Origin of the sequence: Franzmannia pantelleriensis (assembly GCF_900102875.1) — a bacterium.
Lineage (GTDB): Bacteria > Pseudomonadota > Gammaproteobacteria > Pseudomonadales > Halomonadaceae > Franzmannia > Franzmannia pantelleriensis.
This window is the reverse complement of the sequence record NZ_FNGH01000011.1, coordinates 1-20,650: the sequence shown is the minus strand read 5'-3', so window position 1 is coordinate 20,650 and position 20,650 is coordinate 1. Positions and strand designations below refer to the sequence as shown.

General features: G+C 66.5%; 22 protein-coding genes. 13 read left to right on the top strand and 9 right to left on the bottom strand.

Annotated elements, in window-relative coordinates; genetic code table 11:
* Positions 1-21 precede the first annotated feature (21 nt).
* Positions 22-1,653: a BCCT family transporter gene (locus tag BLT16_RS14250; RefSeq protein ID WP_089659184.1), complete on the bottom strand. Its 1,632-nt coding sequence runs from the start codon at positions 1,651-1,653 to the stop codon at positions 22-24.
* 219 nt (positions 1,654-1,872) lie between these two features.
* On the opposite strand from BLT16_RS14250, the gene BLT16_RS14245 reads away from it, so the two are divergent.
* The 6 genes from BLT16_RS14245 to BLT16_RS14220 all read left to right on the top strand — a co-directional run bounded on the left by BLT16_RS14245 (position 1,873) and on the right by BLT16_RS14220 (position 5,191).
* Complete coding sequence (locus BLT16_RS14245; RefSeq protein ID WP_089659183.1) at positions 1,873-2,868, top strand: LLM class flavin-dependent oxidoreductase; 996 nt, start codon at positions 1,873-1,875, stop codon at positions 2,866-2,868.
* Positions 2,865-3,575, top strand: coding sequence for an AzlC family ABC transporter permease (locus BLT16_RS14240; RefSeq protein WP_089659182.1), 711 nt, complete (start codon positions 2,865-2,867; stop codon positions 3,573-3,575). Before BLT16_RS14245 ends, BLT16_RS14240 begins: the two co-directional genes overlap by 4 nt.
* Positions 3,572-3,880, top strand: coding sequence for an AzlD family protein (locus tag BLT16_RS14235; RefSeq protein ID WP_089659181.1), 309 nt, complete (start codon positions 3,572-3,574; stop codon positions 3,878-3,880). Before BLT16_RS14240 ends, BLT16_RS14235 begins: the two co-directional genes overlap by 4 nt.
* Positions 3,881-3,953: 73 nt before the next feature.
* Complete coding sequence (locus tag BLT16_RS14230; RefSeq protein WP_089659180.1) at positions 3,954-4,301, top strand: hypothetical protein; 348 nt, start codon at positions 3,954-3,956, stop codon at positions 4,299-4,301.
* 111 nt (positions 4,302-4,412) lie between these two features.
* Complete coding sequence (locus BLT16_RS14225; RefSeq protein WP_245701681.1) at positions 4,413-4,781, top strand: hypothetical protein; 369 nt, start codon at positions 4,413-4,415, stop codon at positions 4,779-4,781.
* Between the two features lie 20 nt (positions 4,782-4,801).
* Complete coding sequence (locus BLT16_RS14220; protein ID WP_089659179.1) at positions 4,802-5,191, top strand: c-type cytochrome; 390 nt, start codon at positions 4,802-4,804, stop codon at positions 5,189-5,191.
* Positions 5,192-5,197: 6 nt separating this feature from the next.
* Here the strand turns inward: BLT16_RS14220 and BLT16_RS14215 are convergent, their stop codons facing one another.
* The 8 genes from BLT16_RS14215 to BLT16_RS14180 form a co-directional block, all read right to left on the bottom strand.
* Positions 5,198-6,001, bottom strand: coding sequence for an ABC transporter permease (locus tag BLT16_RS14215; RefSeq protein WP_089659178.1), 804 nt, complete (start codon positions 5,999-6,001; stop codon positions 5,198-5,200).
* Positions 5,998-6,762 (bottom strand): ABC transporter ATP-binding protein, encoded by a 765-nt coding sequence (locus BLT16_RS14210; RefSeq protein WP_089659177.1) that lies wholly within the window; start codon positions 6,760-6,762, stop codon positions 5,998-6,000. Before BLT16_RS14210 ends, BLT16_RS14215 begins: the two co-directional genes overlap by 4 nt.
* Positions 6,759-7,763: a PQQ-dependent catabolism-associated beta-propeller protein gene (locus tag BLT16_RS14205; protein WP_089659176.1), complete on the bottom strand. Its 1,005-nt coding sequence runs from the start codon at positions 7,761-7,763 to the stop codon at positions 6,759-6,761. The genes BLT16_RS14210 and BLT16_RS14205 overlap by 4 nt, the downstream gene beginning before the upstream one ends.
* Positions 7,751-8,980, bottom strand: coding sequence for an ABC transporter substrate-binding protein (locus BLT16_RS14200; RefSeq protein ID WP_089659175.1), 1,230 nt, complete (start codon positions 8,978-8,980; stop codon positions 7,751-7,753). Before BLT16_RS14200 ends, BLT16_RS14205 begins: the two co-directional genes overlap by 13 nt.
* Positions 8,981-9,040: 60 nt before the next feature.
* A complete protein-coding gene (locus BLT16_RS14195) occupies positions 9,041-9,691 on the bottom strand; it encodes a hypothetical protein (protein ID WP_089659174.1) in 651 nt (216 codons plus the stop codon).
* Positions 9,688-10,539: a quinoprotein dehydrogenase-associated putative ABC transporter substrate-binding protein gene (locus BLT16_RS14190; RefSeq protein ID WP_176817243.1), complete on the bottom strand. Its 852-nt coding sequence runs from the start codon at positions 10,537-10,539 to the stop codon at positions 9,688-9,690. The genes BLT16_RS14195 and BLT16_RS14190 overlap by 4 nt, the downstream gene beginning before the upstream one ends.
* A gap of 55 nt (positions 10,540-10,594) precedes the next feature.
* Complete coding sequence (locus BLT16_RS14185) at positions 10,595-11,140, bottom strand: c-type cytochrome (protein WP_089659172.1); 546 nt, start codon at positions 11,138-11,140, stop codon at positions 10,595-10,597.
* Between the two features lie 165 nt (positions 11,141-11,305).
* Positions 11,306-13,138 carry a methanol/ethanol family PQQ-dependent dehydrogenase gene (locus tag BLT16_RS14180; protein ID WP_089659171.1) on the bottom strand — a complete coding sequence of 611 codons (1,833 nt, stop codon included), beginning with the start codon at positions 13,136-13,138 and terminating at the stop codon, positions 11,306-11,308.
* A 387-nt stretch (positions 13,139-13,525) separates the two neighbouring features.
* Here BLT16_RS14180 and pqqA point away from each other — a divergent pair, with 387 nt between their 5' ends.
* The 7 genes from pqqA to BLT16_RS14145 all read left to right on the top strand — a co-directional run.
* Positions 13,526-13,597 (top strand): pyrroloquinoline quinone precursor peptide PqqA, encoded by a 72-nt coding sequence (gene pqqA / locus BLT16_RS20690; RefSeq protein WP_076750166.1) that lies wholly within the window; start codon positions 13,526-13,528, stop codon positions 13,595-13,597.
* A 154-nt stretch (positions 13,598-13,751) separates the two neighbouring features.
* Positions 13,752-14,681: a pyrroloquinoline quinone biosynthesis protein PqqB gene (gene pqqB, locus BLT16_RS14170; RefSeq protein ID WP_089659169.1), complete on the top strand. Its 930-nt coding sequence runs from the start codon at positions 13,752-13,754 to the stop codon at positions 14,679-14,681.
* Positions 14,682-14,741: 60 nt separating this feature from the next.
* Positions 14,742-15,521 (top strand): pyrroloquinoline-quinone synthase PqqC, encoded by a 780-nt coding sequence (pqqC, locus tag BLT16_RS14165; protein WP_089659168.1) that lies wholly within the window; start codon positions 14,742-14,744, stop codon positions 15,519-15,521.
* Positions 15,518-15,805: a pyrroloquinoline quinone biosynthesis peptide chaperone PqqD gene (gene pqqD, locus BLT16_RS14160; protein WP_089659167.1), complete on the top strand. Its 288-nt coding sequence runs from the start codon at positions 15,518-15,520 to the stop codon at positions 15,803-15,805. The genes pqqC and pqqD overlap by 4 nt, the downstream gene beginning before the upstream one ends.
* Positions 15,798-16,949, top strand: a complete 1,152-nt coding sequence (pqqE, locus tag BLT16_RS14155) for a pyrroloquinoline quinone biosynthesis protein PqqE (protein ID WP_089659166.1) — start codon at positions 15,798-15,800, stop codon at positions 16,947-16,949. Before pqqD ends, pqqE begins: the two co-directional genes overlap by 8 nt.
* Positions 16,950-16,962: 13 nt before the next feature.
* Positions 16,963-19,410 (top strand): insulinase family protein, encoded by a 2,448-nt coding sequence (locus BLT16_RS14150; RefSeq protein WP_176817242.1) that lies wholly within the window; start codon positions 16,963-16,965, stop codon positions 19,408-19,410.
* A 191-nt stretch (positions 19,411-19,601) separates the two neighbouring features.
* Positions 19,602-20,650, top strand: a 1,049-nt coding sequence (locus BLT16_RS14145) for an S-(hydroxymethyl)glutathione dehydrogenase/class III alcohol dehydrogenase (RefSeq protein WP_089659164.1), incomplete at its 3' end; no start/stop codon positions are given.

Genomic DNA, 20,650 nt, shown 5'->3' with positions numbered 1-20,650 from the left:
GCGGCACCCATCACGCTCCTCTCAGTTATCGCGGGTATTGATACGACGATTGATCACGTTCGGTGCCCGGCGTACGCGCTCCTCTTCGCTGAGCATCTCGGCCTCGAAGGCGTCGGCGCCTACCGGCGTCTCGCCGTGGCGGCGGTAGAGCTGGGTCAGCAGCGCCTTGCGGTCGGCGCGAAGCTCCTTGATCAGCACATAGACCATGCCGTAGAGGATAAAGGTGAACGGCAGCGCCGAGAGCACCGCGGCCGACTGCAGGCCAGTGAGACCACCGGCGGCGATCAGCGTCAGACAGATAGCGGCGATCAGCACGCCCCACGCCACCCGCTTGTAGAGCGGCGGATTGATCGAGCCGTTGTCGGTCATCTGAGCAACGATATAGGACGCCGAGTCCGCCGAGGTCACCAGGAAGATGAAGATCAGGCACATGGCGATGATCGACAGCACCGGGGTAAACGGCATCAGCGCAAACATCTCGAACAGCGCCACGGTGATGTTGGCTTCAGTCGCCGCAGCCAGACCGACATCGCCGCCGAGCTCCATGTTGAGCGCCGCGCCCCCAAACACGCCGATCCACAGGCAGGCCAGCAGCGGCGGCACCAGCAGCACGCCGAACACGTACTCCTTGATGGTACGACCGCGAGACACCCGCGCCACGAAGGTGCCGACGAACGGCGACCAGGCGATCACCCAGGCCCAGTAGAAGATCGTCCAGGAGCTCGCCCAAGTGTTATCGCTGTAGGGAGAGATGCGCAAGCTCATGCCGATAAAGTTCTGAAGGTAGTCGCCAATGCCCAGGGTGATAGTCTCGAGAATCGCCAGGGTCGGGCCGGTGACCAGCACATACAACATCAGCCCGATGCACAGGATCATATTGAGGTTGGAGAGCCGCTTGATGCCCTTGTCGAGACCCGACCAGGTCGACGCCATATAGGCTAGGAACATCACCAATAGAATGATGAACTGCCACAGCACCCCTTCGGGCAGGCCGAAGACCGCATTCAGACCACCGTTCATCTGCAGCACGCCAAGCCCCAGCGAGGTCGCCACGCCCATCACCGTGGCCACCACCGCGAACACATCCAGTGCCGGCGCATAGGGCCGAGCCTTGGGATATTTGGCGGTCACCGAGGAGAGCACCGACGAGACCAGCCCGGCCTGCCCCTTGCGGAACTGGAAGTAGGCGATGATCAGGCCGACCAGCGAGAAGGCCGCCCACTGGTGGATGCCCCAGTTGAAGTAGCTGTACTGGATGGCATAGCGCGCAGCGTCGGTAGTCTCGGCCTCGACGTCACCGTAGGGCGGGTCGATATAGTGGAACATCGGCTCGGCCATGCCGTAGAACACCAGGCCGACGCCGAAGCCGGCGGCCAGCAGCATGCTGACCCAGGAGAAGAAGGTATAGCTCGGCGAGCTGTCCTGAGGGCCCAGGCGGATCTTGCCATACTTGCTGAACGCCAGCCCCAGCAGGAACACCACGAAACCGAATACAGAAAACAGATAGAACCAGCCGAACAGCTGGGTCACATTGGCCAGCGCCGCTTCAGCGCCGGCACCAAATCGCTCGGGGAAGATGGCGCCCACCGCCACCAGCGCAACGATGATTACCGCTGACACCGAGAAGACCCGCTGCCCTCCGGGGTTGGCCATATACGACACTCCCTATCGATTTGTCACATTTCTGTACAACCTAGCATACCCCTCTAGCAGTAACACCCGCCGCCGAGGTGCCGCAAGAAGTCGTCCCCGGCCAATCGCGCGAGGGACGCCAGGGGCAGGCCGAGACACAAAGCATTTGCAAAATATATCGGCCACCCCCATAAGGAGGTAATAGATAGCAAGCACGCTAATGACTTTCCCGGGGGACCCATGAGCCAACTCGCCACCACCCGCCTCTCGGTGCTCGACCTGGCGGCGATTCGCCACGGCGGCAGCATCGCCGACAGCTTCGCGGACAGCGTGGCCACCGCCCGACACGCCGAGGCGCTCGGTTTCACCCGCTACTGGCTCGCCGAACACCACAGCATCGACGGTATCGCCAGCGCCGCGACCGCGGTGCTGATTGGTCATATTGCCGGGGCGACCCAGCACATCCGCGTCGGCAGCGGCGGCATCATGCTGCCCAACCACCCGCCGCTGGTGGTCGCCGAGCAGTTCGGCACCCTGGAGACGCTCTACCCCGGGCGCATCGACCTCGGGCTGGGCCGTGCGCCGGGCTCCGACGGCGCCACCATGGCCGCTCTGCGCCGCCACTCCCACGCCGGGGTCGACGACTTCCCTCAGCGCCTCGAAGAGCTCGCCGGCTACCTGGACGACGCCCAGCCCGGCCAGCGGGTGCGGGCGATTCCCGGTCAGGGCACCCGGGTACCGCTGTGGCTGCTCGGCTCCAGCGGCTACAGCGCCCAGCTGGCCGCCAAGCTGGGGCTGCCGTTCGCCTTTGCCGCGCAGTTCGCCCCCGGCTACCTGCACGAGGCACTGCGCCTTTACCGCGACAACTTCCGCCCCTCGGCGGTGCTCGACGCGCCTTACGCGATGGTTGGTCTGCCGGTGATCGCCGCCGAGAGCGACGCCTATGCCGACTACCTGGCCAGCACCGCGCGGCAGAAGTTCCTCAATCTGATCCGCGGCCGCAGCACTCGCGCCCAGCCACCCCAGGAGCAGCTCGACTGGTCGCCCATGGAGCAGGCCCAGGTGAGCCAGTTCCTGGGGGCCGCGGTGATCGGCGGCCCCGAGACAGTCCGCGAGCAGCTCAGCGAGTTCGTCGCCCGCACCGGCGCCGACGAGCTGATCATGACCACCGATGTCTACGCCCAGGAGGACCGCCTGCACAGCCTGTCGCTGGTCGCCGAGGCCTGGCAGGCATGAGCGCCCGGCTCGACTGGCCGGGCACCCTCAAGGGCCTTAAGCGCATGGCGCCGCTGTCGCTGTTCGTGATCGCTTTCGGCCTGGCGTTTGGCGTGGCAGCGATCCAGCGCGGGCTGTCAGGACTCGAGACGCTGCTGATGAGCGGCATGGTATTCGCCGGCGCCTCGCAGTTCGCCGCCCTCGAGCTGTGGGGGCCACAGATTCCGCTGATCGCACTGATCGCTTCAACCTTCGCCATCAACGCCCGCCACCTGCTGATGGGCGCCGCCCTTTACCCCTGGCTGCGTCATCTGCCGGTGCGCCAGCGCTACGCCAGCCTGGCACTGATGAGCGACTCCAACTGGGCCATGGCCGCCGCCGATTACCGCCGCGGCGAGACCAATGTCGGCATGCTGGTGGGCGGCGGTATCGCGCTGTGGCTGGCGTGGATGCTCGGCACCCTGCTCGGCGTGGTGTTCGGGAGCGGTATCAGCGAGCCCGAACGCTTCGGCCTCGACGTGATCATGGGCTGCTTCCTGCTGGCGATGCTGGTGGGCGGCAAGCTCGACCTCGGCGTGCTGGTGCCCTGGGCTGCTGCGGCGCTGGCCGCCCTCGCTGCATTGGCCTGGCTGCCTGAGAACTCCCATGTCATCGTCGGCGCCCTGGCCGGCGGCATCGCCGGGTTGCTGATACCGCCGCGCAGCAAACCCAAGGAGGGCTCGCCATGAGCCTGCCGCTAACGCCACTCGGCGCCATATTGGCCATCCTGATCATGTCACTGGTCACCTACCTAACACGTAGCGGCGGGGTGCTGGTGATGTCGCGGGTGCCCATCGGCCCGCGGGTCGAGCGCTTTATCAACGCCATGGCTGGCTCGGTGCTGGTGGCGGTGATCACGCCGATGGCCGTCTATGGCGACTGGGGCGCCCGGCTGGCGCTGGTTGCCACCTTCGTCGTGATGCTCGCCAGTCGCAAGCCGCTGCTGGCGATTGCCGCCGGTATCGCCACCGCCGCCGGCTGGCGGCTTATCTAGCTGTGCGGAACGATCCGCGGCGGGTGACTTCCAATAGCCACACGCTCAACTTGATGCTTTTCCGGAGCCGCTAATGCCCAACTCTCGAGACCCGCGCGACAACCCCGCCTGGCAGGCCGCCCAGCAGTGGCGGGAACGCGCCCGCCAGGGCCGGCCCAGCGGCCTGCGCCTGTTCTTCACCTGGCTGCTGTTCGGCACCCTGATGATCGTGGGTACCGTCATCGGCCTGTTCTTCCTGCTGGTCGGCTGGGCCATGCTGCCGTTTATGCGCCACCGCATGAAGAAACGCATGGAGCGCATGCGCGCCGAACAGGCCCAGGACATTGGCAGCGGCCGAGCCGAACGGCATACGCACCATCAGCAGGTGCTGGAGGGCGACTACGAGGTCAAGGACGCGCCCGAGCAGCGGCGGTCACGCTAGGCGATAGTGCCTAAGCGCCAGGTCTCCTCGGTGAGTGATCGACGCTGGCGAAAGCGCCGCGCCTGACATAACGTTAAAGGGTGATATCACGCCACTCACCCGAGGTACTGCATGCGCCATAACAACAAGATGCGCCACGCCACATCACGGCCTGCAGCGTTCGCGCTGCTTGCTGGGCTGCTGTTTGCCGCGCCGCTGGCAATGGCCAACGACTATCCCACCTCGACCCGCGTCGACTACGTGCTCGGTTGTATGGCCGCCAACGGCCAGAACCATCTGGTAATGCAACAGTGCTCATGCAGCATCGACGTGATCGCCGAGCTGATTCCCTATGAAGAGTACGAGTCCGTCGAAACCGTGATGCGCATGAACGACCAGCGCGGCGAGCTCGGCGTGCTATTCCGCACCGAGCGCGGCCTACAGGATCAGGTGCGCCAGTTCCGCAGTGCCCAGGCCGAAGCCGACCTGCGCTGCTTCTGACCCCAAGGAGCGCTGACGCGATGCCCCTATCCCGCTGCCCGGGTGCCTGGCTGCCGCTTGCCGTGCTGACCGCCAGCGCAGCGCTGCCGGCGCTGGCCGACGATGTTCGCGAAGGCGAACGCGTCTTCCGCAACCACTGCTTCGGCTGCCATGCGCTGCAGGAGGGCGTACATCGCGCCGGCCCAAGCCTGTTCGAGGTGATCGGCCGCCCGGTAGGCGGCCTCGAGGATTTCGACTACTCCACCGCGCTGGACGCGCAAGACTTCCACTGGGATGCCGAGATGCTGGACGCCTTCCTGGCCGACCCCGAGGGGCTGCTGCCGGGTAACCGCATGGTGCTGTGGGGGCTGGATGAGGCCCCGCGCCAGGCGGTGATCCGCTATCTCGAAGCCCAGCAGGAAGCGCAATAGTCACTCTTACTCTCCGCCGCCACCCTTGCGCGCCATCATGCCCCGTGCCGGGTTATAGCCCAGAATCGCCAGCGCCAATAGCACCAGGGTCGTGGCCGCCACGATCAGCACCGCATCAACGTTGAGCTGCTCATAGAGCGCGAAGCGAATCATCTCCACAGCGTAGGTGAAGGGGTTGAGCGAAGCGATCTGATAGACCAGATAGCTGCCCTCGCGGATCCGCCACAGCGGATAGAGCGCCGAGGAGAGGAAGAACATCGGAAAGATTACGAAGTTCATCACCCCGGCGAAGTTCTCCAGCTGCTTGACGAAGGTCGACAGCAGCATGCCCAGGGCGCCGACCATGAAGCCGGTGACCACCAGCGCCGGCAGGATCCACAGGTAGCCCATCGGCGGCGCCTTGATGCCGTAGAACCAGGCGATAGTCAGGAACACATAGACCTGCACGATCGACACCATGGTCCCCGCCAGTAGCTTGCACAGCAGCAGGTACCAGCGCGGGAAGGGGCTGACTAGCAGCACGCGCATGCTGCCCATCTCGCGGTCGTAGACCATCGACAGCGAACTCTGCATGCCGTTGAACAGCTGAATCATGCCCACCAGGCCGGGGATGATATAGACCTCATACAGGATGTAGGTCTTGTAGGGGTCGGTCATCGCCACGCCCAGCGCCATGCGAAAGCCGGCGGCGAACACGAACAGCCAGATCAGCGGCCGCACCAGCGCCGCCACGAAGCGCGTGCGCTGGTGCAGGAAGCGCAGCAATTCGCGGCTGACCACGCCGCGCAGGCAGTGCAGGTAGCGGTTCATGTGGCCACCTCGGTGGGACCGCGGGTCAGGGTGTCGAAGGCCTCGCCGATACTGGTGGCACCGCTGGATGCCAGCACCTCGCTGACGCTGCCGCTGGCGCGCACCCGTCCGGCGTCGAGCACCACCACACGGTCGTCCGGGTAGACCTCGTCGATCAGGTGGGTGGCCCACAGCACCGCCACGCCCTCGTCCACGCACAGCCGGTGGACCCGCTCGACCAGATCGCGGCGCGCGGCAATATCCAGCCCCACGGTGGGCTCATCCAGCAGCAGCAGGCGCGGTCGGTGCAGCAGGCCACGGGCAATCTCCACCCGCCGCCGCTGGCCGCCGGAGAGCTGGCGCACCCGCGTCTTGAGCGCCTCGCCCAACCCCACCCGCTGCAACTGCTCCTCGGCACGCCGCCGCGCCTCACGAGGGCCCATGCCGTGCAGGGCGGCGTGATAGGTGAGGTTCTGTCGCACCGTGAGATCGAGATCCAGGGTCGGCTGCTGGAACACCACGCCCATCCGCGCGTGGGCCGCCACGGCATCCCGCCGCAGCTCGAAGCCGCCGACGCGAATGCTGCCCACGCGGCGGTCGTAGAGCCGCGTGATCAGCGAAAACAGGGTGGTCTTGCCGGCCCCGTTGGGGCCCAGCAAGACCGTGAACTGCCCCGCCTCGAGGCGCAGGCCAACCTCCTGCAACACCGGCTTGCCGCTGTAGCTGAAGCTCAGCCCTTCCACCTCGAGCGCGGGAACCTCTGTGCTCTCGCCCACCGTCATGGCTGGACGATCACCCCCCACGGGAAGCGCCCTACCGGTATCGACTGCAGCGCGGTGAGGCTCTCTACATCGATCACCGTGACATCGCCGCTGACGCCGTTGGTGGTGTAGAGCCGCGTCTCGTCCTCGTTGAGCGCCAGGTGCCAGACCCGCTGACCGACCAGGATATAGTCGAGCACCTCGTAGGTCTGCTGGTCGACCACCGCCACGCGATTGGAGGGGCCCAGCGCGACAAAGCCGTAGCGACCGTCGGAGGTAAGCTGGATGCCCACCGCCTGCACGGTCTCACGCGGCACGCCGGGCACATCGAAGCGAATGGTGTGCTCGACGTCGAAGCTGTCGACCATGTCGATGATCGACACCGTGGCGGCGATCTCCGCCGAGACCCAGGCCTCGCTGCCGTCGTGGGTGAACTCGGCGTGGCGCGGACGCGCTCCCACCAGCCGGTGGTGCACGGTCTCCATCAGTTCGGTGTCGATGATATGCGCCATGTTGGAGGTCTCAGTGGTGGAGACCAGCCAGCGGCCGTCGGGGCTGATGCCGAGGCCCTCCGGCTCTACGCCCACCGGAATCTCGGTAACCAGGGTGCGCCGCTCGTAGTCGAGCACCGAGACGATGTTGTCGTCCTCATTGGAGACGTAGATGTAGGGTCGGTTGGGGTCGACGCGGATCACCTCGGGATCCTCGCCGGAGGCCTGGCTGCGCACTACCTGCAGCGTCTCGAGATCGATCATGTCGATCGCCTCGTCGTCGCCCACGGCGACGAACAGCTCGCTGCCGTCGCTGCTGAAGGCCATCGAGCGCGGCCGGCGGCCGACGTCGATGGTCTCGATGACCTCGAGGCTCGCGCCGTCGATCACCGAAATGGTGTTGTCCTTCTCGTTGGAGACGAAGATACGCTCGGCGCTGGCGACCAGCGGGGTCAGCGCCAGGGCGCCCAGCGCCAGCCCGAGGAGCGTCGGTTTGAACATGGCGGCAGTCTCGCGGCTTAGAATTGGCATTGTGATTCCCCCTCGTCGACACCCATGGCATCCAGCGGCGTGCGCGGATGCAGATAGCCCTCCTGGGGCGAGACCGAGGCCACCATGCGCGGCCCGCTGATCAGGATCGGCTGGCGCAGCTGGTGGTTCCAGGTGCGGTAGCTGACCGGGAAGCCCAGGTAGCCGGCCAGCTCGAACTCGTCGCTGAGCATATAGTCGATCACCTCGGCGCGTTCCACCGAGCCGGTGCGCGCGGCGGCCTCGCCCAGCGAGCGAACCGCCAGCCAGGCGCCGAAGTCCTGAGGCGTCATCCAGCGCTCGGCGAGCCGCTCGAAGCGCCGCTGCAGCTGCACCGCCCCCCAGGATTCATGGGAGCGGTGCCAGGCGGTGGCCATTAGCCCCTGGGTACCGGCCACCGGCCGCGGCAGCCAGGTCTGGTTGGGGAAGAACTCGCCGAAGTAGTCGGTCTCGTCGGAGATCACCAGCACGTCGTGCTCGGCGAACTCCTGGAGGAACACCGGAATCTCGCGTTGGATATCGTGAAAGCCGCCCTCGGAGCGTCGCGCCATGGCCTCGTAGGGCCACATCTTCTCGCTGACCACCTCATGGCCGTAGCGTTCGGCGGACTCGCGCAGGGTCTCGGCGAACAGCCGATCCTGATCGGTGTTGCCGTAGACCAGCCCCCAGCGGTCCCACTGCTTGTAGCCAAGGAACTGCGACAGGGCATCGGCCAGCATGCGCCGGCTGGGCACGCTGTGGAACAACTGAGGGTGGCACGACTCACCGCGCAGGTGGTTATCGCGTGCCGCGGCGTTGAACACCACCCGCTCGCCGAGCGACTGGTGCTCGAGCACAGTGCCGAGATCATCGGCACTCAACCCGCTGATAATCCAGTCGGCGCCCTGTTCGATCAGCTGTTCGAGGCCGGCGGCCACATCCCCGCCCGGCTCCACCATCGCCTCGACCAGCACGAACTCCTGGCCGAGAAACTGGCCGGTGGCGTTGTTATCATTGACCGCCAGGCGCGCGCCCTGCACGCCGTCATCGTCGATCACCGGGTCGAGCACCGAGAGCGGCTCGAGATCGTCGGGTCGCTCCATGCCCAGGTAGCCCAGGGTGATGGTGGCGACCTCCTCGTCCTGCGCCAGCACCGGCCCCGCCAGCGCCACGCTGGCGGCCAGCGAGCCCGCCACCAGCCAGCCCGCCAGCGGGCGAGCCCCTACGTTATCAGCCCACATATGCACTCCCTAGCGGGGATCGCCCGCGTCTATTGTCGTTGTTAGCGCGCCTTGGCGGCCTTACATCCCGGCGTCGATGATGCGTACCATCTGGCCGAGCCGTTCCTCGAGCAGATAGGGCTGCTCGCACAGCGCCGGCAGCGACTGCTGGCGTGTCTGGAAAGTACGCTGCTCCCAGAACAGCGCCTTGGAAAGCTCCTCCTCCTGCTGCAGATCCATGTCATCTTCGCCGCGCAGTGCCTCGAGCTCGTCGACCATTTCGGCAACCTTCTCGAGCCGCGCGACCTGAGCGCGGGACGCGCCCCGAATACGCTCGATGGTGCGGCTACGCTCGCGCTGGGTGAGTTCGAAGAGGCCCGAGAACAGCAGCGTCAGGCGCGCCTCGCGTTCGGCGGGGTCGTCGGCGGCGAGGCTATCGACGAACTCGCTTACCCTCTGCATGGCGTCGTCGCTGCGGGTCTCGCGGGCCATGGCATAGCGCACCACGCGGCCCACCTCCTCGTCGTCGTACCACGCCTCCTCGACCTCATCCAGCGAAGGTCCGGTCCAGATAGTGCCCCAGGCCAGCTCCGGCACCAGGCGCTGTACGCAGGGCCAGTCGGGAGGACCGGTAGCGGCACGCTGGGCCTCAGCGGGGGGCGGCGATGCCAGCGCCAGCAGCAGGCCCAACGGCAGGCTGAGTATCAGTGCGGAGGGACGGGAGCTGTTCATGATGCCTCCTCCGCGTCAAGCGTGGTCGGATCGATCAGCGCCCCGCGACGATCGAGCAGCGGCACCTGATACTCCACCAGAATGGCATTGATCTCGTCCTGATGGCGGGCGATGAAGTCGTTGATCCAGTCCTTCCACTGCGGCTCGCCGCGGCGGATGCCCATGGTAATGCGGAAGTCCAGGCGCACATCGCTGTCATCTTCATGCAGCGGCAGTACCTTGAGAGGGGGATCGTGACGCGCGGCGAAGTAGCCGGCCATCGGCCCCCAGATCACCGCGCCATCCAAAGTGCCGCTGGCCACATCATCGACCGCATCACGCACTGGGGCGCGCTCGCGGGTATCGACCTGCAGCAGGTAGTTGCGCACCGTGGCACCGCTGCGCCGCAGCGGCACGATGGGCGGCGTCTCGGCGACCACGCCGATATCCAGCCCCTCGAGTGCCGGGTCATCGAGGCGGGTGATCTCATGCTCGAAATCCTCCGGCACCACCAGCGAATACACCGACCGGTAGTATTCATTGGTGTTCTGGAGGTGCTCGTAGCCCGCCACCACCCCGATCATTACATCGCAGACGCGCAGTTCGAGGGTATTGCGCACGAAGCCCATGACCTGCGGCGCCCAGACGTAGCGCAGCGGCACGCCCAGATCGTCGGCCATCAGCTCGGCAATGCGGTTCTCGAAGCCCTCACCGGCGCTATTGGTAAACGGCAGGTTGTTGCCGTCGGCGCAGACCCGCAGCTGGTCGCGCTCGTACAGCTCGGGCAGGTCGGCATAGACCGCACCGATGCCCTGGAACAGCAGCCAGGCGGCTGCCGTCACACATATCAGTGAACCGCGTAACCTCATGACGCTCTCCGCTTGCCAGGGTGCAGGTGGGATGGCGGTCTCAGCGCCCGCCGCGTCAAGATTCCTCGTCTTCGCGTTCTTCTTCGGCCTCCAGCGTCTCATCGCTGACCTGCTCTTCCAGGCGCTCGATGATCTGCGGCCTCCCGCGGCCGATGTCGCCCGCCGCACGGCCACGCATATAGCTGTAGATGTTCTCGAGATTGCCCAGCACGTAAGGATCGTCGGCAAACGCCGGCATGACTTGACCCGGCTGCACTTCACGGCCACCGGCAATGGTCCGCGCAAACTCGGCGAAATCACGCCGCTCCGAAGCACGCACCAGATTGGGTGCAAAGGAGGAACCCAGCCCATCGGGCCCGTGGCAAGCCTGACAGGAGCGGGTATAGGCGATATAACCGTCGTAGGTGTCGGGGTCGACCTTACCGTCCTCGACCAGATACTCCCCGGCGGCGCTGGTATCGACGGTGTCACCGTTCTCTTTATCGTTGTCACCGCCGGCCAGGGCCAACGTGGATATGCTCAGGCCGGCTGCCATCAGGGCGGCGACCAGCGAGGGTGTGGCAAAACGGGACGTCTGGCGTGACGTGAAGACTCTCATCATGTGCGTGCCCTTACTGTTCGAGCGCTGTCGCGAGAGTCGCGGCAGCGCTCGTTATCTGACCGGGTAGTGCCCGGCGCCAATTGTCACTGTATTGCTGTCAGGGACTTGCCGCTCCTTGCAGGGGAGAGCTGCCATGGCGCCGAGGCGCCATGGCAATCACTCCGTTCAGGCGTCAGGCAGTTCGAACACGGTCAGTACGCCGCCCAGTTCGGTGTAGTCCGACAGAGCAGAGAACACGCCTACCGCCCCGAGGCCTTCCTCGGGATCCTCGAGCCCTGCTGCAAGCCCGATACCGGCCCAGCCACCAACCCCGGAGAGCACGGCGATATACTGCTTGCCCTCATGGCGGAAGGTGTTGACGTTACCGATGATCCCGGACGGGGTCTTGAAGCGCCACAGCTCCTCGCCGTTGTCGATGTCGACCGCCTTCACGTAGCCCTCGAGGGTCCCGTAGAAGGCCAGATTACCGGCGGTGGTCAGCGCGCCGCTCCAGACCGCGAAGCGCTCGTCGACTTCCCACACCACTTCCCCGGCAACCGGGTCCCAGGCGATGAAGCTGCCCATGCGACCTTCCATGCCACCGTTCTCCACCGGTGCCGGCATCATGGTCAGGGTCGCACCGACGTAGGGCTGGCCCGCCACATAGTCGGTCTCGAAGGGCTCATAGTTCATGCAGATGCGGTTGATACCGGCATAGATCAGCCCGGTCTCCGGCGAGAACGAGCTCGGCTGCATGTTCTTGGCGCCCATCGCGGTGGGACAGATATCGGTGGTGTTGACATTCACCCCCTGGGTGAAGGGGCTGAACTCCTCATCAACGACCGGACGCCCGGTCTCCATGTCATAGTGAGTGGCCCAGTTGGTTTCCGGGGCGAATTTCTCGACGGTGATCAGTTCGCCGGTCTCGCGATCCATCAGGAAACCGAAGCCGGTGCGGTCGATGATCGACAGGCCCTTGCGCATCTCGCCGTCGACCTCGACGTCGATCAGCACGTTCTCGTTGACGCCGTCGTAGTCCCACTCATCGAAGGGCACCTTCTGGTAGACCCACTTGGTCTCGCCGGTGCTGGGATCGCGGGCGAACACCGTGATGCCCCACTTGTTATCCGCCGGCTCGCCGTCGATGGCGCGCTGATCGGGGTTCCAGGTCCCCGGGTTGCCGGTGCCGTAGTAGATCAGATCAAGCTCGGGGTCGTAGGTCACCCAGCCCCAGGGCGCACCGCCGCCGCGTTCCCACTCGCCGTCAGGCCAGGTGGTTACGCCGAGGTCGGCCTCGCCAATCGGCTCGCCCATCATCAGGGTGGTCTCGGGGTCGATCAGCACCTCGGAGTCAGGCCCTTGGGAGTAGCCACGCCAGGCCATCTCGCCGGTCTCGATGTCGTAGGCGGTGAGGTGGCCGCGGATGCCGTACTCGCCGCCGCTGACCCCGACGATAACCTTGTCATGCACCACCAGTGGCGACATGGTCATGGTCTCGCCCTGGGTATGGTCACCGTTACTGACTTCCCACAGCACCTCGCCATCTTCAGCGTTGAGCGCCACCACGGTGTTGTCGGCCTGGTTGAGGAAGATCTTGCCGTCGGCGTAGGCCACGCCGCGGTTGACGGTATCGCAGCACATTACCGGAATGACGCGTGAATCCTGATCCGGCTCATAAGACCAGACCAGCCGGCCGTCCTGTTCCAGATCGAGCGCAAATACCTTATTGGGGAAAGGCGTGTGGATGTAGAGCCGCCCGTCGCCAACGTATAGCGGCCCGCCTTCATGGCCGCGCAGCACGCCGGTTGAGAACTGCCAGGCAGGTCGCAGGTTGCTGACGTTGTCGCGGTTGATATCGCTGAGTTTGCTGTAGCGGTGGCCGTGGTAGTTACCGAGTTGGGTGGCCCATAGGTCATCATTTTCGAGTAGTTCCATCAGGCTGTCATTGGCGTGGGTAGTCGCCGCTGTAACAGCCAGAAGCCCCGCAGCTGCGAGTGCGCAGCTCGTCTTGAGATGCATGGCGTTGTCTCCTAGCACTGAAGGTGCATCCCCTCGCCCGGGACTGGGCCACGGATGCATCTTTCATTGTTATGGTTTTCCTAACAGCACATTGAAGGTCTAGCACAAGAACCGGCCTTGCACCGGTGCTACCGGGTGGGTTTTCGTCTCCCAAAATGGTCAAAAGACTTTTGCTGTGGCGGCATAATCGAAGAAAAGTATCCCGCCTCACCGGAAAATCGCCGTAATGCCATGCTTTATAAGCAATACCGGGATAGCACACCATGTGGCGCATTCGCTAGCCGGCCCCGATGACGCCATATGCGACTTAGGTAGCAAGGCGCGGAACCCATGACGTGCTTTACTGGTCATTGGAAGTGCCAACCCACTGTCGACAGGAGTGTTCCTATGTGGACCAAACCGACCTACCAGGATCTGCGCCTAGGCTTCGAAGTCACGCTCTACATCGCCAACCGCTGATCACGGCCTACTGGTAAGACGCTCCGAGTTTCGGGGCGTCTTGCTTTTGGTGGGTATTAAATGGCGACATTTGATGATTACCTTATAAAACACCATAACGACGGCGCACCGCTTGAATGATGGTGAAGCACGCAGGAATAGGCTAGGAGGCGGCATGCAGATACTGGTACTCGGGGCGGCGGCAGGCGGCGGCTTTCCGCAGTGGAACTGCAACTGCCGGATGTGCCGCGGCGTACGCGATGGCAGCATCAAGGCGACCCCGCGTACCCAGTCATCGATCGCCATCAGCAGTGATGGAGAGCACTGGCTGCTGTGCAATGCCTCCCCCGACATTCGTGCCCAGCTGGCCGCTAACCCCGAGCTGCACCCCAAGCGTATCCCGCGCGACAGCGGCATCTCCGGGGTGGTGCTGATGGATGCCCAGATCGACCACGCCACCGGCCTGCTATCGCTGCGTGAGGGCTGCCCGTTCGAGGTATGGTGCACGCCCAATGTGCATCAGGACCTGAGCACCGGCTTCCCGCTATTTCGCATGCTGGAGCACTGGCAGGGCGGGCTCGCGTGGCAGCGCATCGGCATCGACGACGGCCACTGGGAGGCCGAGTTCAAGGTGCCGGCCTGCCCGGGGCTGACCTTTACCGCCGTGGCCCTGACCAGCAACGCGCCGCCCTATTCGCCGCGTCGCGGCGCACCCACGCCGGGCGACAATATTGGCCTGATGGTCGAAGACACCACCCGCGGCACGCGGCTGTTCTACGCCCCTGGGCTCGGCGAACTCGACGAACGCACCCGCGGCTACCTGCAGCACGCCGACTGCATCATGGTCGACGGCACCCTGTGGCAGGACGATGAGCTGATCCAAGCCGGGGTCGGCCGCGCCACCGGCCGCGACATGGGCCATCTGGCACTGTCCGGCGAGCATGGCCTGCTCGGCGAGCTCGATGCCCTGCCCGAGACCACCCGGCGCGTGCTGATCCATATCAACAACACCAACCCGATTCTCGATGAGCGCTCCGAGCAGCGCGCTGCTCTTACCGCACAGGGCATCGAGGTCGCCTTCGACGGCATGCGCCTGGAGGTGTGAACCCACGCCCGCGAGCCGCGTCACAATAACAACGCTGTTGATCATGCCAGGGAGCCGTCTATGACCGCCATCGCATCGCCGCTAAGCGACACGTCAGTTGAGGCCATGAGCCCCGACGCCTTTCGTCAGGCGCTGCTGGCCAAGGGCGACTACTACCATATCCATCACCCCTACCAGGTCGATATGGCGGCGGGCCGCGCCACGCCCGAACAGCTGCGCGGCTGGGTGGCTAACCGCTTCTACTATCAGATCAATATTCCCCAGAAGGACGCCGCGCTGCTGGCCAACTGCCCGGACGCCGCGACCCGGCGCCGCTGGATCCAGCGTCTGCTAGATCACGACGGCCACGATGACGACGGCGGCGGTATCGAGGCCTGGCTGACCCTCGGCGAGGCGGTCGGCCTGTCGCGGGATGAGCTATGGTCCCAGGAGCACGTGCTGCCCGGGGTGCGCTTCGCGGTGGACGCTTACCTCAACTTCGTGCGCCGCGCCGACTGGCGCGAAGCGGCGATCTCGTCGCTCACCGAGCTGTTCGCGCCCGAGGCCCACAAGAGCCGCCTGGATACCTGGCCGACCCACTACCCGTGGATCGACGAGGCCGGCTACGGCTACTTCCGCAAGCGCCTCAAGGAAGCCCGCCGCGATGTCGACCACGGTCTCGAGGTGGCACTCGCCGTATGCACCACCCGCGCTGCACAAGAGCGCGCGCTGGAGATCCTGCAGTTCAAGCTCGACGTGCTGTGGAGCATGCTCGACGCCATGACCCTGGCCTATCAGCTCGAGCGGCCGCCCTACCACACCGTCACCGACCAGCGCGTCTATCATCGGGGGCTGTCATGAATCAGACCGGCATCGACACGCTCGTCTATCGCCTGCGCCCCGGCTGGCGACTACAGTGGGAAGAGGCCCAGCAGCGCCACGTGCTGCTTTACCCCGAGGGCATGGTCAAACTCAACGACAGCGCCGGCGCAATTCTCGGCCAGCTCGATGGCCAACGCGATGTCGCCACGCTGATCGAGCGGCTGCAGGCGCAGTTCCCCGAGGCTCCCGATGGGGCGATCGCCGAGGACGTACACGCCTTTCTCGTCGACGCCCAGCAACAGGGCTGGATCCAGCATGACTGATCACACCGATACCGCCACTGCCAACGGTAGCCCCGGCGCACCGCTGTGGCTGCTCGCCGAGCTCACCTACCGCTGCCCGCTGCAGTGCTCCTACTGTTCGAACCCGCTGGACTTCGCCGCGGTCAAGCAGGAGCTGACCACCGACGAGTGGATCGACGTGCTGACCCAGGCGAGGGCCATGGGCGCGGTGCAGCTGGGCTTCTCCGGCGGCGAGCCGCTGGTGCGCAAAGACCTCGAAACGCTGGTCGCCGAAGCGCGGCGGCTGGGCTTCTATACCAACCTGATCACCTCGGCGCTGGGGCTCGACGAGGCGCGCATCCACGCCCTGCGCGACGCCGGCCTCGACCATATCCAGATCAGCCTGCAGGCCTCCGATCCCGACGTCGCCGCCGCAGTGGCCGGCTCGGCCAAGGCCCACGCCAAGAAGCTGGCCATGGCCCGAGCGGTCAAGGAGGCCGGCTATCCGATGGTGCTCAACGTGGTGCTGCACCGCCACAACATCGACCAACTCGACACCATCATCGCACTGTGCGACGACCTGGGCGCCGACGCCGTGGAGCTCGCCAACTGCCAGCTCTACGGCTGGGCTCACCTCAACCGCGCCGGGCTGCTGCCGAGCCAGGCCCAGCTCGAGGCCGCCGAGGCCACCACTAACCGCTGGCGGCAGCGCCTCGCCGAGCGCGACCGCGACATGCGCCTACTGTTCGTGGTGCCCGACTACTACGCCGATCGCCCCAAGGCGTGCATGGGCGGCTGGGGTTCGATCTTCATGACCGTCGCCCCCGACGGTGCGGTCCTGCCCTGCCACAGCGCCCGCATGCTGCCGATGGATTTCCCCAACGCCCGCGAACACCCGCTGCAGGAGATCTGGTACGACAGCGCCGCCTTCAACCGCTATCGCGGCGACGACTGGATGCAGGAGCCCTGCCGCAGCTGCGACGAGCGCCACAAGGACGTCGGCGGCTGCCGCTGCCAGGCCTATATGCTGACCGGCGATCCGGCGGCCACCGATCCGGTCTGCGACCTGTCGCCGGACCACCACCTGATCGAAGCGGCGCGCCGCGAGGCCGCCGACGACAGCCGCTCGGCGCAGGCGCTGACGCTGCGCAATGCACGGGAGTCGCAGGTATTCTGTCGCACCTAGGCGAGGATGCAGCATGCGACAGAATGACAGCGACCTGAGCCAGGGCCTGCCAGTGGGTAGCCGGTGCCGCGTACAGCGGCACGCCAGCGGCCTGTGGCTGATCGCCGCCGAGGTGCCCAGCGCCCACCTTGCCCGCCTGGTCGGCGCCGTCGATCTCGGCTATCTCGACGAGCCCGCGACGCGTCCCGGCCTCGCTCACCTGCTCGAACACAGCCTGTTCCTCGGCAGCCAGCGCTGCCCCGAGCCCGATGCCCTGAGCCGCTGGGTCGGCGAGCAGGGCGGCCGCTACAACGCCTATACCGGCGACATCGCCACCGACGTGCACCTGCAGCTGCCGCCTGCTGCTGCCGGGGCGGGCCTTGCGCACCTCTGCGAGCTACTGGCCAGGCCCTGCTTCGATCCGGCGCTGGTCGAGCGCGAAGTGGCGGTACTCGACGCCGAGTTTCACGCCCGGCTAGCCGACCCCGAGCTGCACCGGCTGGCGGCACTCGGCGAGCTGTGCCGACCGGGACATAGCGCCCGGCGCTGCCACGCCGGCCACGCTGCCAGCCTGGCCGGAAGCGGCGAAGGCCTGGCCGCCGAGCTGCGCGCGCTGCATCGCCACTACCGCCCCCGGCGCATGGCACTGGCGATGCTCGGCCCTCAGCCACTCGAGGAGCAGCTCGCGCTGCTGGCGCAGCATGCCGCCACGCTCGACCATGGCGCTCCACCCCCGACACCAGCACGCGAGTGGCGCTGGGCCGAACCGGGCGGCATGGCCTGGCAGCTGCCCGTCCCAGCCGCAGAGGCGGACCACTCGCACCACTGCCTAGAGCTGCTATGGCCGCTGCCTGCCGACCTGGCCAACGCCTACCGGGCCTACCTCGACGGCGTGGCAGCACGCCTCGCCGACGGCGCCCTGGCCGAGACCCTTGGCCAGGCAGCAACGCTGCGGGATATGCAGGTCACCAGCGAGCCGGCCGGCAGTGGCCCGGCGCTGTCGCTACGTCTGGATTTCGCCTCTCCTCCTCCGCCACTGAGCGAATTGCTGGCTTGCCTCTACCCGGCTCTGAACGCAGCCCTGCGGGATCCCCTTTCTCCCACCACTTGCCTTGCCGCTAACAGCACCGCAGCACTCGACCAGTGGCCGCGACGCCAAGCCCGGCGCCTCGCCGGGCAGGCCGCCAAGCCACCGGCCTCGGTGCGAAGTGACGGCCAGGCAGCCCTGGCCGCCTGGCTGGCGCCGGATCAGTGCCGGCTGCTGTGGCAGCGGCCGGCGGTAGCACGGCAGGCATCCGACTGGCGCCTCCTCGAGGAGACCGCCACACGGGTCGCGCGCCTCGTGCTGCCAGCGGCCAGCCCAGCGTTCGCCCCAGCGCCGCGCCAGGCACCGCGACTCGACGTAGCGCCAGCCGGCACGCCCAGCGGCGCATACTGGCTCGGTCGGCCGCCCTGGCCAGTGGCCGAACGCGAGGCCCAAGCCATCAGCCACTGCGCCCTGAGCTGGCCAGCGCCCGACTCCTCCCCCCGACTGACCCACTGGCGTCGGCGCTGCCTGGCCCTGGGGCAGGCGGCCAGGGCACAGGGCGCAAGGCTGCAGCTCGGCGGCGACCGCCTCGGCGACTGGCTGATCGCCAGCGGCACGCCGGCCCAGGTGCGCGGCCTGGCCGAGCAGGCCCTGGCCGCCTGGCCGGCTGACGAGCGTGACCATGCCGCCGACTCACCCACCGTCGGGCTGATTGCTCAGCGACTGCTCGGCCGGCTGGAAAGCGCCCCATCGCCGGCCAACGACCACACGGCGTTCGCGCCCTTGTGCTGGGCCAGTGACGCCGCCAGCCCCGGCGACCTGCTGGCGCGGTGCCCGGCACTGCCGGGCACGCCGAAGCCGCCCGCCGAACCGAGCGACACGATCTGGCTCGCTCCCCAGGCCAGCGATCACGCGGTGATGCTCGAGGTGATGGGCATGGATGCCAGCTCGCGCAGCCGCTGGCTACTGCGCCTGCTCGGTCAGTGCCATGATGCCGCCTTCCAGCAGGCACTGCGCCAGCGCCAGGGGCTTGGCTACGCCGCCGCGGTGCGCTACCGCGAGGCGGCGGGCTGGCCGCGACTCGGCTATGTGGTGCAGTCGCCACATGCCGATAGCGACACGCTGCGCGCCGCCATCGACGCCTTCATTAGCGCCGAGGCGGTACCGCTGGCGAATATCTCGGTTGCGGCGCTGGACGTCCAGCGCCGCGGACTGCTGGCCCGCCATGGCCCACCCGAGACCTACCCGGCCGCCCTCGAGCAGGTATGGCAGACGCTGCGCCAAGCACCGCCCCCGGCGGGCAAATCGGTGCTGCCACGGCACCTCGGCAGCCCCTGGCAGCAAGCAGCACAGCGCCTTGCCGACGTGCTCCCCGAGGACCTGCTCGGGACAGCCGAGGCCTTGCGCGCGGGCCGCCTGCCGCGACGCTGGTGGTATCACCGCCCGGCCGACTGAGCCTGGCCAGCACGGCTGATCCCCCACCACTATTGCCAGTCAGCAATATTGCCCCTCGGCAACGCAGTTATTCCGCTGCCGCACAATCCCCCCTCCGAAGCTCACCTAGACTGTGATCAACGTTCACTGCTGCATTAGCCACTCTATATGGGTCGTTCGCCCCCTTGCATAACAACAACAGGAGTCCGCCAATGAAGTCACGCGCCGCAGTCGCACTTGAAGCCGGCAAGCCGCTGGAGGTCACCGAGGTCGACGTCGAAGGGCCCAAGGCCGGCGAGGTGCTGGTGCGCATCAAGGCCACCAGCGTCTGCCACACCGACGCCTACACCCTGTCCGGCGCCGACCCCGAGGGCAACTTCCCGGCGGTGCTCGGCCACGAGGGGGCCGGCATCGTCGAGGAGGTCGGCGAGGGCGTCACCTCGCTGGCCGTCGGCGACCACGTCATCCCGCTCTATACCGCCGAGTGCGGCAAGTGCAAGTTCTGCCTCTCCGGCAAGACCAACCTGTGCGGCAGCGTGCGTGCCACCCAGGGCAAGGGGCTGATGCCCGACGGCACCAGCCGCTTCTCGCTGGACGGCCAGATGCTGCACCACTACATGGGCTGCTCGACCTTCTCGGAGTACACCGTGCTGCCCGAGGTCTCTTTGGCCAAGGTCTCCAAGCAGGCGCCGCTGGACAAGATCTGCCTGCTCGGCTGCGGCGTGACCACCGGCATCGGCGCGGTGCTCAACACCGCCAAGGTCGAGCCGGGTTCCACCGTCGCGGTGTTCGGCCTCGGCGCCATCGGCCTGGCGGTGATCCAGGGCGCGCAGATGGCCAAGGCCTCGCGGATCATTGCCATCGACGTCAATCCCGACAAGTTCAAGCTGGCCGAGCAGTTCGGCGCCATCGAGTTCGTCAATCCCAAGGACTACGCGGACCCGATCCAGCAGGTGATCGTCGACCTCACCGACGGCGGCGTCGACTACTCCTTCGAGTGCATCGGCAACGTCAACGTGATGCGCTCGGCGCTGGAGTGCTGCCACAAGGGCTGGGGCGAGTCGATCATCATCGGCGTGGCCGGGGCCGGCGAGGAGATCTCGACGCGGCCGTTCCAGCTGGTCACCGGGCGGGTCTGGAAGGGCTCGGCGTTCGGCGGGGTCAAGGGTCGCACGGAGCTGCCGGGCTACGTGGAGCGCTACATGAACGGCGAGCTGAAGATCGATGAGTTCGTCACCCACGACATGCCGTTCGAGCAGAT

Bases quoted from the DNA above. Each gene is read 5' to 3' on its own strand.
- BLT16_RS14250 (WP_089659184.1), bottom strand. From the start codon at position 1,653: ATGGCCAACCCCGGAGGGCAGCGGGTCTTCTCGGTGTCAGCGGTAATC.
- BLT16_RS14150 (WP_176817242.1), top strand. From the start codon at position 16,963: ATGCGACAGAATGACAGCGACCTGAGCCAGGGCCTGCCAGTGGGTAGC.
- pqqD (WP_089659167.1), top strand. From the start codon at position 15,518: ATGAATCAGACCGGCATCGACACGCTCGTCTATCGCCTGCGCCCCGGC.
- BLT16_RS14205 (WP_089659176.1), bottom strand. From the start codon at position 7,763: ATGCCAATTCTAAGCCGCGAGACTGCCGCCATGTTCAAACCGACGCTC.
- BLT16_RS14220 (WP_089659179.1), top strand. From the start codon at position 4,802: ATGCCCCTATCCCGCTGCCCGGGTGCCTGGCTGCCGCTTGCCGTGCTG.
- BLT16_RS14210 (WP_089659177.1), bottom strand. From the start codon at position 6,762: ATGACGGTGGGCGAGAGCACAGAGGTTCCCGCGCTCGAGGTGGAAGGG.
- BLT16_RS14215 (WP_089659178.1), bottom strand. From the start codon at position 6,001: ATGAACCGCTACCTGCACTGCCTGCGCGGCGTGGTCAGCCGCGAATTG.
- pqqB (WP_089659169.1), top strand. From the start codon at position 13,752: ATGCAGATACTGGTACTCGGGGCGGCGGCAGGCGGCGGCTTTCCGCAG.
- BLT16_RS14230 (WP_089659180.1), top strand. From the start codon at position 3,954: ATGCCCAACTCTCGAGACCCGCGCGACAACCCCGCCTGGCAGGCCGCC.
- BLT16_RS14235 (WP_089659181.1), top strand. From the start codon at position 3,572: ATGAGCCTGCCGCTAACGCCACTCGGCGCCATATTGGCCATCCTGATC.
- BLT16_RS14190 (WP_176817243.1), bottom strand. From the start codon at position 10,539: ATGAGGTTACGCGGTTCACTGATATGTGTGACGGCAGCCGCCTGGCTG.
- BLT16_RS14200 (WP_089659175.1), bottom strand. From the start codon at position 8,980: ATGTGGGCTGATAACGTAGGGGCTCGCCCGCTGGCGGGCTGGCTGGTG.
- BLT16_RS14225 (WP_245701681.1), top strand. From the start codon at position 4,413: ATGCGCCATAACAACAAGATGCGCCACGCCACATCACGGCCTGCAGCG.
- BLT16_RS14240 (WP_089659182.1), top strand. From the start codon at position 2,865: ATGAGCGCCCGGCTCGACTGGCCGGGCACCCTCAAGGGCCTTAAGCGC.
- BLT16_RS14185 (WP_089659172.1), bottom strand. From the start codon at position 11,140: ATGATGAGAGTCTTCACGTCACGCCAGACGTCCCGTTTTGCCACACCC.
- pqqC (WP_089659168.1), top strand. From the start codon at position 14,742: ATGACCGCCATCGCATCGCCGCTAAGCGACACGTCAGTTGAGGCCATG.
- pqqE (WP_089659166.1), top strand. From the start codon at position 15,798: ATGACTGATCACACCGATACCGCCACTGCCAACGGTAGCCCCGGCGCA.
- BLT16_RS14180 (WP_089659171.1), bottom strand. From the start codon at position 13,138: ATGCATCTCAAGACGAGCTGCGCACTCGCAGCTGCGGGGCTTCTGGCT.
- BLT16_RS14245 (WP_089659183.1), top strand. From the start codon at position 1,873: ATGAGCCAACTCGCCACCACCCGCCTCTCGGTGCTCGACCTGGCGGCG.
- BLT16_RS14195 (WP_089659174.1), bottom strand. From the start codon at position 9,691: ATGAACAGCTCCCGTCCCTCCGCACTGATACTCAGCCTGCCGTTGGGC.